Annotated in this window: 7 protein-coding genes and 1 pseudogene; 6 read left to right on the top strand and 2 right to left on the bottom strand. The window is 72.7% G+C overall.

Annotated elements, in window-relative coordinates:
* Both ACWGIS_RS35900 and ACWGIS_RS35895 read left to right on the top strand, forming a co-directional pair.
* Nucleotides 1-303, top strand: a pseudogene (locus ACWGIS_RS35900) (slipin family protein); the annotation flags it as partial.
* 277 nt (nt 304-580) lie between these two features.
* Nucleotides 581-1,663: a S1 family peptidase gene (locus ACWGIS_RS35895; protein WP_453366710.1), complete on the top strand. Its 1,083-nt coding sequence runs from the start codon at nt 581-583 to the stop codon at nt 1,661-1,663.
* A 93-nt stretch (nt 1,664-1,756) separates the two neighbouring features.
* Here ACWGIS_RS35895 and ACWGIS_RS35890 read toward each other — a convergent pair whose 3' ends face one another.
* A complete protein-coding gene (locus ACWGIS_RS35890; protein ID WP_453366709.1) occupies nt 1,757-2,818 on the bottom strand; it encodes a DUF3533 domain-containing protein in 1,062 nt (353 codons plus the stop codon).
* 156 nt (nt 2,819-2,974) lie between these two features.
* Here ACWGIS_RS35890 and ACWGIS_RS35885 point away from each other — a divergent pair, with 156 nt between their 5' ends.
* Together ACWGIS_RS35885 and ACWGIS_RS35880 are read left to right on the top strand one after the other, a co-directional pair.
* On the top strand, nt 2,975-6,487 hold the full coding sequence (locus ACWGIS_RS35885) for a DNA polymerase III subunit alpha (RefSeq protein ID WP_453366708.1): 3,513 nt from the start codon (nt 2,975-2,977) through the stop codon (nt 6,485-6,487).
* Nucleotides 6,484-7,458, top strand: coding sequence for a DNA polymerase Y family protein (locus ACWGIS_RS35880; RefSeq protein ID WP_453366707.1), 975 nt, complete (start codon nt 6,484-6,486; stop codon nt 7,456-7,458). The genes ACWGIS_RS35885 and ACWGIS_RS35880 overlap by 4 nt, the downstream gene beginning before the upstream one ends.
* A gap of 59 nt (nt 7,459-7,517) precedes the next feature.
* On the opposite strand, the gene ACWGIS_RS35875 is transcribed toward ACWGIS_RS35880, so the two are convergent.
* Nucleotides 7,518-7,892 (bottom strand): cupin domain-containing protein, encoded by a 375-nt coding sequence (locus ACWGIS_RS35875; RefSeq protein WP_453366706.1) that lies wholly within the window; start codon nt 7,890-7,892, stop codon nt 7,518-7,520.
* 87 nt (nt 7,893-7,979) lie between these two features.
* On the opposite strand from ACWGIS_RS35875, the gene ACWGIS_RS35870 reads away from it, so the two are divergent.
* Both ACWGIS_RS35870 and ACWGIS_RS35865 read left to right on the top strand, forming a co-directional pair.
* Nucleotides 7,980-8,426, top strand: coding sequence for a MarR family winged helix-turn-helix transcriptional regulator (locus ACWGIS_RS35870; RefSeq protein WP_453366705.1), 447 nt, complete (start codon nt 7,980-7,982; stop codon nt 8,424-8,426).
* A 161-nt stretch (nt 8,427-8,587) separates the two neighbouring features.
* Complete coding sequence (locus ACWGIS_RS35865) at nt 8,588-9,448, top strand: esterase/lipase family protein (protein ID WP_453366704.1); 861 nt, start codon at nt 8,588-8,590, stop codon at nt 9,446-9,448.
* Nucleotides 9,449-9,494 lie beyond the last annotated feature (46 nt).

The following is a 9,494-nucleotide window of genomic DNA, read 5'->3' as shown; positions in this document are numbered from 1 at the left end:
CAGCCCGCCGCCCTCCAACTGCGCCTGCTCCAGACCGTGGTGGCCGTCGCCGCCGAGAAGAACTCCACCCTCGTCCTGCCCTTCCCGGTGGAACTGCTGCGCTTCCTCGAACGCGCCCAGACGGGTGCGCCGCAGCCCGCGCAACAGCCCGCGCCGGCCGCGCAACAGCCGTCGACGGAGACCCCGGAGCCCGCACTGCGGCCGGTGTCCGAGACCTCTCCGCAACCGGTGCGGGAGCAACTCCAGCCCCGCGAAGCCCGCGAGGAACCGGACGAGTCAGGGGCGAAATCCGGACAGGGCTAGACCTCACAGACCGCACAGGCGGTGCTCGCACACAGTGTTTGCAGTGCGAATTCATGGGGTCGGTCACGCCGGGTCAGGGCGTAGGGGGCGCAAGCCCGTTGCCATGGGCGCGTCCGGAAGTCGACCTTGTGGGCGCCCCGTCGACGTCGGAATAGTGGGCGCCGCACCGTTGGCATGAACGCGGCTTTTTACGGTGTGCCGGGTTCATGTCCGTACGCCTTCCGGTCCCGGAGGTCCCCACGACCTCCTCGACCGACCCCCCACAGGAGGACGTCAGTTGAAGCACCGACGCATATCCGGGCGGCGCGCCGCCGTGGCAGGTGCGGGCATCGCCGCACTGGTCACCGCGGGAGTCACCTTCCAGACTGCGAACGCCGGCGAGGTCGCGAAGTCGCCCGAGCCGCGGACGCTCTCCATCGCGGCGGCCGGAAAACTCGCCTCGGTCCTCGGCGAGGACCTGGGCACCGACGCGGCGGGAACGTATTACGACGCGAAGGCCGAGCACCTCGTCGTCAACGTGCTGGACGAGACCGCCGCGAGGACCGCGCGGGCGGCCGGCGCGAAGGCCAGAGTCGTCGAGAACTCCCTCGCCGAGCTGAAGGGCGCCCGTACGGCGCTGAAGCGGGACGCGACGATCCCCGGCACCTCGTGGGCCACCGACCCGGCCGGCAACAAGGTCGTCGTCACCGCGGACCGCACGGTCTCCAAGGCCGAGTGGGCCAAGCTGTCCGAGGTCGTCGACGGACTCGGCGGCAAGGCCGAACTGCGGCGCACGAAGGGGGAGTTCAAGCCCTTCATCGCCGGCGGCGACGCGATCACCGGAGGCGGCGGGCGCTGCTCGCTCGGCTTCAACGTGGTCAAGGACGGCCAGCCCTACTTCATCACCGCCGGGCACTGCACGGAGTCGATCTCGACCTGGTCGGACTCCGCCGGCAACCAGATCGGCACCAACGAGCAGTCCGGCTTCCCGGACAACGACTTCGGTCTGGTGAAGTACACCGCGGACGTCGCCCATCCCAGCGAGGTCGACCTCTACAACGGTTCCGCGCAGGCCATCACCAAGGCGGGCGACGCCACCGTGGGCCAGAAGGTGACCCGCAGCGGCTCCACGACCCAGGTCCACGACGGCACGGTCACCGGCCTGGACGCCACCGTGAACTACGGCAACGGCGACATCGTCAACGGCCTCATCCAGACCGACGTCTGCGCCGAGCCCGGTGACAGCGGCGGCTCGCTCTTCTCGGGCGACACCGCGATCGGCCTCACCTCGGGCGGCAGCGGCGACTGCACCTCGGGCGGCGAGACCTTCTTCCAGCCGGTCACCGAGGCTCTCTCGGTGTTCGGCGCCCAGATCGGCTGACGGCTCACCGTCCGTACGGAGGTCCCGCCCCCACCGGTTGTGGGGGCGGGACCTCCGCGTTCGCGTGCCCGGGCGGGGCTTCTCGCAGCGCTCCTAGGCGGGCCGAGGCGATGTCTCGGCCGGTGCCTGGTGCTTCCTGCGCAGGGCCGCGGCCAGGAGGGCCACCGTGCTGCCCACCACCGCCCAGGCCGAGAGCACCAGCAGGGAGACGGTCACGTCGTTGCCCTTGAAGTAGGCGATCGAGCGGGCCGCCCAGGTGCCGGCGCCGGGTGGCAGGGCCGGTCCGATCGCCTTCCAGAACGGCGGCAGCATGGGCAGCGGGAAGGCCCCGCCCGCGCTCGGGTTGCCCGCGATCACGATCAGCAGGATGGCCAGCCCGATGCCGACGATCCCGAAGATGCCCTGGAGGGCGAGCGTGGCGGCGCCGACCGCGAAGGTGGTCAGGGCGCCCAGGCCCCACAGGGCCCAGACGCTGCCCGGCAGGGCGCCGAGGACCGGCCCGATGATGACCGCGCCGCCGAGCCCGCCGATGATCGCGATGAGGGCCATCACGACGAGCCGGATCGTCGCGCGGCGCGGGTTGGCGGGCCGGGCGCCCGAGCTGATCGCGAGGATCGACGCCGCGAGGTAGCCGCCGACGCACCAGCCGACGACCAGGTAGAAGGACGAGAGCCCGTCGAAGTCCTGGTCCGAGGCGGGCGCCAGATCGACGACCCGGACGTCGCGCCGCTCGCCCCTCTCCAGGGAGGCGGTGAGCGCCTCCAGCGTGTTGGTGAGGGCGGTTCCGCCGCCGGAGGCGACCAGCAGGGTGTCGGTGGTGCCGGACGGGTCGACGACCAGGGCGCCGTCGATGTCGCGGTTCATGATCTGCCGGCGGGCCGCGGCCGCGTCCTCTACCACCCGCGGGTCCAGCGGTTCGCCCGGAAGCTGCCGCAGCCGGCTGACGGTCCGCTCGGCCGCCCCCTCGGGCGCGACGACTCCGAAGGGCACGTCCTTGGGCTTCGGGTCGTGCAGCGCGCCCACGTAGGAGGCGATGAAGAGGAGCTGGAGGGCGATGACACCGATGACCAGGAGCGTGGCCCGCGGGGTGACCGCGTCCTTCACCTCGTCGAGAAAGGACGTACGCGGCGCGTCGGCTCCGGCTCTCTGCGTCATGCCCCCACGCTCCGGGCCGCATGGTGTTTGCGCAGGTGGGACGGGTCCGAACGGATGTAGCACGTCTGTTCGAAAATTGGTCTATGGTGGAGGTGAGGCAGTTGGGAACTAATGTTCGAGAGCCTGGCCAGGGGCTCACGGGTACGGGAGGTGCGTGTGCCGGGGTTCACGCATCTGCACACCGTCTCCGGGTTCTCCGTGCGGTACGGGGCCTCGCACCCGGAGCGGCTGGCCGAGCGTGCCGCCGAGCGGGGCATGGACGCCCTCGCGCTCACCGACCGGGACACCGTCGCGGGCGTGGTCCGGTTCGCCAAGGCGTGCGCGAAGGCGGGCGTCCGTCCGCTGTTCGGCGCCGAGCTCGCGGTGGGGGAGCCCGAGCGCGGGGAGAGGCGGCGCACCCCGGTCCGCGGCGGTGCCTTCGTCGACGAGTCGGCGCCGCGCGCGACCTTCCTCGCCCGGGACGGCGCGGCCGGCTGGGCCGACCTCTGCAGAATCGTTACGGCATCCCAGGCCGGCGAGGGCCCGCCCGTGCTGCCCCGGTCGGACAACCACGCCGAGGGCCTGACCGTCCTGCTCGGCCCCGCCTCGGACGTCGGCCGCGCACTCGCCGCCGGGCGCCCCGACCGGGCCGCGGAACTGCTCGTGCCCTGGCGGGAGGGGTACGGCGACGCCCTGCGTCTGGAGGCCGTCTGGCACGGGCGCGAGGGCACCGGCCCCGGCTCGCTTCGGCTGGCCGCGCGCACCGTCGGCTTCGCCGCCGAGCAGGGCGTGCGGCCGGTGCTCAGCAACGCCGTCCGGTACGCCGACCCCGGCCTGGGCCCGGTCGCCGACGTCCTGGACGCCGCCCGCCGCCTGGTCCCCGTCGACCCCCGGCGCGGGCTGGACAGCGGCGAGGCCTGGCTCAAGGACCCGGGTGCCATGCTGGGTGCCGCCGAGCGGATCGTCGAGGCCGCCGGCTTCCGCCGTGAGACCGCCCACCGGCTGCTCGAACAGACGCAGGCCACCGCCGCCGAATGCCGCGTCGACCCCGAGGAAGACCTCGGCATCGGCGCCGTCCACTTCCCCGAGCCGCACCTCGTCGGGGCCGGCCGGCGCACCGCCCAGCGCGCCCTGGCCTCCCGGGCGGCGGCGGGCATGGTCCTGCGCGGCTACGCCGGACGCCGGGACTACTGGGAGCGGATGCACCGGGAACTGGACATCATCGCCCACCACAACTTCGCCTCCTACTTCCTGACGGTCGCTCAGGTCGTGGACGACGTACGGGGGATGGGGATCCGGGTCGCCGCGCGCGGTTCCGGCGCCGGCTCGCTGGTCAACCACCTCCTCGGGATCGCGCACGCCGACCCCGTCGAGCACGGGCTGCTGATGGAGCGCTTCCTGTCCAAGCGCCGCTCGGTACTGCCCGACATCGACATCGACGTGGAGTCCGCACGCCGGATCGAGGTCTACCGCGCGATCATCGGCCGGTTCGGCACCGAGCGGGTGGCGACCGTCGCGATGCCCGAGACCTACCGCGTCCGGCACGCCATCCGCGACGTGGGCGCCGCCCTGTCCATGGACCCGGCCGACATCGACCGGATCGCCAAGTCCTTCCCGCACATCCGCGCCCGCGACGCCCGCGCGGCCCTGGACGAGCTGCCCGAACTGCGGCAGCTGGCGGGGGAGAGGGAGAAGTACGGGCGGCTGTGGGAACTGGTCGAGGCCCTCGACGCCCTGCCGCGCGGGGTCGCCATGCACCCGTGCGGGGTGCTCCTGTCCGACGCCTCCCTCCTCGCCCGTACGCCGGTCGTGCCGACCAGCGGCGAGGGCCTGCCCATGTCGCAGTTCGACAAGGAGGACGTCGAGGACCTCGGGCTGCTCAAGCTCGACGTCCTCGGCGTGCGGATGCAGTCCGCGATGGCGCACGCCGTGGCCGAGGTGGAGCGGGCGACGGGGGACGCCGTGGACCTGGACGCCGTACCGCAGGGCGACCCGGCGACGTACCGGCTCGTGCAGTCCACCGAGACGCTGGGCTGCTTCCAGATCGAGTCGCCGGGCCAGCGGGACCTGGTCGGGCGCCTGCAGCCCGAGACCTTCCACGATCTCGTCGTCGACATCTCGCTCTTCCGGCCGGGTCCGGTCGCCGCCGACATGGTGCGGCCGTTCATCGAGGCGCGGCACGGCCGGGCACCCGTCCGCTATCCGCACCGGGACCTGGAGGAACCGCTGAAGGGGACGTACGGGGTCGTCGTCTTCCACGAGCAGATCATCGACATCGTCGACATCATGACCGGCTGCGGACGCGACGAGGCGGACCGGGTGCGGCGCGGGCTGTCCGACCCGGAGTCGCAGGCGCGGATCCGCTTCTGGTTCGCCCAGCACGCGGCGGCGAAGGGGTACGACGCCGAGACCATCACGCGCACCTGGGAGATCGTCGAGGCGTTCGGGTCGTACGGCTTCTGCAAGGCGCACGCCGTCGCCTTCGCCGTCCCGACGTACCAGTCGGCGTGGCTGAAGGCCCATCACCCGGCCGCCTTCTACGCGGGGCTGCTCACCCACGACCCCGGGATGTACCCGAAGCGGCTGCTGCTCGCGGACGCGCGGCGCAGGGGGGTGCCGATCCTGCCGCTGGACGTGAACCGGTCGGCGGTCGCCCATCGTATCGAACTGGTGTCTGAATACAGGGGTGTCAGGAACGTGTGGGGGGTACGACTGGCCCTCTCCGACGTGCACGGCATCAGCGAGGCCGAGGCCGCCCGGATCGCGGACGGGCAGCCGTACGCCTCCCTGCTCGACTTCTGGGAGCGCGCCCGGCCGAGCCGGCCGCTCACCCAGCGGCTGGCGCAGGTCGGCGCCCTCGACGCGTTCGGCGCCAACCGCCGTGACCTGCAACTGCACCTGACGGAACTCCACCGGGGCGCGCGCGGCGGACGCGGCGACCAGCTCCCGCTGGCGGGCGGCCGGCGGACGGCCTCGGCCGGCCTGCCGGACCTCGACGAGGCGGAGAAGCTCAGCGCCGAGCTGGGCATCCTCTCCATGGACACCTCCCGCAACCTGATGGACGACCACCGGGAGTTCCTCAAGGAGCTGGGCGTGGTCACGGCCCGCCGGCTGCGGGAGGCGCGCAACGGCGAGACGGTCCTGGTCGCGGGCGCCAAGGCGGCCACCCAGACCCCGCCGATCCGCTCCGGCAAGCGTGTCATCTTCTCCACGCTGGACGACGGCACGGGCCTGGTCGACCTGGCCTTCTTCGACGACTCCCACGACACCTGCGCGCACACCGTGTTCCACTCCTGGCTGCTGCTCGTGCGCGGAGTGGTCCAGCGCCGCGGCTCACGCGGCTTCAGCGTGGTGGGGGCCGCCGCCTGGAACCTCGCGGACCTGCTGGAGGTGCGCCGAGAGGAGGGCCTGGAGGGGGTGGCCGCCCGGCTGGCCGACGCGGACGCCGCCGCCCGCGACGGCTCCGCCGCCCCACCGCCGGACGGCGATGGTCCGTCCCGGGCCAGGGTCGCGGGTTCCGACGGGCTGCCCCGCCCGACCGGTTCCGCCGCCCAGGACCGGATGGAGAGCCGCAGCATCCGCCTGTCCACGGGGTTCCAGATGCACCCCTGGGCGGATCTGCGTCCGGCGGGCGAAGGGCCCGCGGGAGGAAAGAAGTTGTGGCACCAGAGTCCGGGGAGTGCGGGATGACCATCCTCTGCGTACGTTTCCAGCTGCCTCCGACGCGCGAGGCGGCCCTGCCCCGACTCCTCGTCATGCTGGAGGAGTTCACCCCCGTCGTCGAGGCGCTGCCGCCCGACGCCGCGCTGGTGGACCTGCGGGGCGCCGAACGGTACTTCGGCCGGGGCGTCGTGGAACTCGCCTCGGTGATACGGGTGCGGGCCCTCGCCCACCACGGGGTGGACTGCGTGATCGGGGCAGGGCCAGGACCGATGCTGGCCCGCATGGCCCTGCGGGAGGCCGGGCGCGGCAACACCCGTGTGGTGCCCGGAGATCCGGACTCCGTCCGGGAGTTCCTCGCGGACCAGCCGGTCGCCGCGCTGCCCGGCGTCGGCACAGCGACCGCCCGCACTCTGGGCGAGTACGGCCTCGACACCGTCGGCAAGGTCGCCGCCGCGCCCCTGTCCACCTTGCAGCGCCTCACCACCGCCCGCGCGGGCCGCGAGCTGCACGAGAAGGCCTCCGGGACCGACCGCGGCCGGGTCGTGCCGAACGCGGCCGCACGCTCCCTGGCCACCGAACGCCCCTTCTCGCGGGACGAGTTGGACCCCGGCCGGCACCGCATGGCCCTGCTGTCCGCCACGGGGGAACTGGGCGCCCGGCTGCGCTCCCTGGAGCAGGTGTGCCGCACGCTGACGCTCACCGTGCGCTACGCCGACCGCTCCGCGACGGTCCGCAGCCGCACGCTGAAGGAGCCGACCGCGCACTCCTCGGCGCTCACCGCGGAGGCGTACCGCATGTACGAGGCGCTCGGACTCCAGCGCGCCCGCGTCCGTGCGGTCACCCTGCGCGCCGAGGGGCTGACCCCGGCCGAACAGGCCTCCCACCAGCTCACGTTCGACCCCGTGGACGAGAAGGTCCGCCGCGTCGAGGAGGCGGCGGACCGGGCGCGGGCCCGCTTCGGGGCGCATGTGATCGTGCCGGGGACGCTGGCGGCGTGACCCGAGGCCCACGCCCCGCGCGCGATGGCCCAGTGCGCCCTTTTCCCTTCCCTGCGGCCTCAGTTGGCCCACGGGGGCGTCACGCGGGTGCCGTCGGCCAGCTCCGCCTCCAGGCCGATGGAGGTGGTGACCCAGGCGGTCGACGGCTGCCGGGTGGGGTTCTCGACGCCGAACACCGCGCCGGGGGTGATGATCAGGACGTCGCCCGCCTCGATCCGCTCGGTGCGGCCGTCGAGCGTGACCAGCAACTCGCCGGAGAGCAGGTGGAAGATCTCCTCGCGGCTCACGCTGTGCAGCGGGGCCTTCGTGCCCGCGGGGATCTCGCCCCGCCAGGCGCACAGTTCCGTGCTCCCGCTGCGGGGGGAGGCGTAGGAGACGAAACGGGCGCCGTGCATCTCGTGGACGACGGCTTCGGACGAACGGACGACGGGCACGGGGAACCTCCAGCGACATATGGTCAAGCTACTTGACCATATGGTCAGGCGGCTTGACCATTTCGTCAAGGGTGTTTCAATGCTCCTGTGCAGAACTCCGAGGCCATGGCCCTGTCGGCCGCCCTGCTCGCCGTCGCGGGCGACCTGACGCAACGCATTCACGCCGGGGTCGTCGCCCGCGGCTTCGAAGGGCTGCGGCCCGCCCACGGCTTCGCGTTCGCGCGGCTCTCCCCGGACGGAGCGACGGCCACCGACCTCGCCGTCCATCTCGGCATCACCAAGCAGGCCGCGAGCCAGCTCGTCGACGAGCTGGTCCGCAAGGGCTACGTCGAACGTCGGCCGCACCCCGAGGACGCGCGCGCCCGGCTGCTCGTCCTGACCGAACGGGGCCGGGCCTGCACGCGGGCCGCGGAGGAGGCTGCGGCGGAGGCCGTACGGCCCTGGGCGGACCTGCTCGGTGAACGCGAAGTCGAGCTCCTGCGGGCGCAGTTGACGCACATCGCCCCGCGAGGCCCCATCCGCCCCACCTGGTGACGCCGTACCGGCAGCCCCGGTCACCCGTGCAAGTTTTTACTGACGCGTAACTTCACACTTGCCCTACTCGTTCGTAACTTGACGAGTGAACAGCATCCTCGTGATCCGGATCACAGGGCGTACTCCCTCGCAACTCCCTTGAGCCGCAAGGAGATCACACGATGCTGCCCTGGAAGCGTGCACTCAGACCCCTGGCCGCCCTGCTGCTGGCCGCCGCCGTCACCGCCGTCCCCGCCGCCACCGCCCAGGCCGACACCGCCCCCGGCCGGGGCTGGAACAACTACTCCTGCAAGCCCTCCGCCGCCCACCCGCGCCCCGTCGTCCTCGTCCACGGCACCTTCGGCAACTCCGTCGACAACTGGCTCGCCCTCGCGCCCTATCTGGTGGACCGGGGCTACTGCGTCTACTCCCTCGACTACGGGCAGCTCCCCGGCGTCCCGCTCTTCCACGGCCTCGGGCCCATCGACAAGTCCGCCGGACAGCTCCAGGTCTTCGTGGACAAGGTGCTCGCCGCGACCGGCGCCGCCGAGACCGACCTCGTCGGACACTCGCAGGGCGGGATGATGCCCCGCCACTACCTCAAGTTCCTCGGCGGAGCCGCCAAGGTGAACGCCCTCGTCGGCATCGCGCCCGACAACCACGGCACCACCCTGAACGGACTGGCCAACCTGCTGCCGTACTTCCCGGGTGCCGAGGACCTGCTGTCCGCGAGCACGCCGGGACTGGCCGACCAGGTGGCCGGCTCCGCCTTCCTCACCAAGCTGAACGCCGGCGGCGACACCGTCCCCGGCGTCCGCTACACCGTCATCGCCACCAAGTACGACGAGGTGGTCACCCCGTACGGCTCGCAGTTCCTCAGCGGCACGGGCGTCCGCAACGTGCTGGTGCAGAACCTCTGTGCCGCGGACTTCTCCGGGCACGTGGCGATCGGCCTTCTGGACCGGGTCGCCTACCACGAGGTGGCGAACGCCCTCGATCCGGCACACGCCACCGCCACCACCTGCGCGTCCGTGTTCGGCTGACGCACGCGGGCCGGGGTCCGTCCGGCCCGAGCCGCCGGACGGACCC

The sequence above is a fragment of the Streptomyces sp. NPDC054842 genome (genome assembly GCF_053611025.1).
The sequence above is the reverse complement of the archived record's forward strand: the minus strand, read 5'-3'. Positions and strand labels throughout refer to the sequence as shown.

Bases quoted from the DNA above. Each gene is read 5' to 3' on its own strand.
- ACWGIS_RS35890 (WP_453366709.1), bottom strand. From the start codon at position 2,818: ATGACGCAGAGAGCCGGAGCCGACGCGCCGCGTACGTCCTTTCTCGAC.
- ACWGIS_RS35880 (WP_453366707.1), top strand. From the start codon at position 6,484: ATGACCATCCTCTGCGTACGTTTCCAGCTGCCTCCGACGCGCGAGGCG.
- ACWGIS_RS35865 (WP_453366704.1), top strand. From the start codon at position 8,588: ATGCTGCCCTGGAAGCGTGCACTCAGACCCCTGGCCGCCCTGCTGCTG.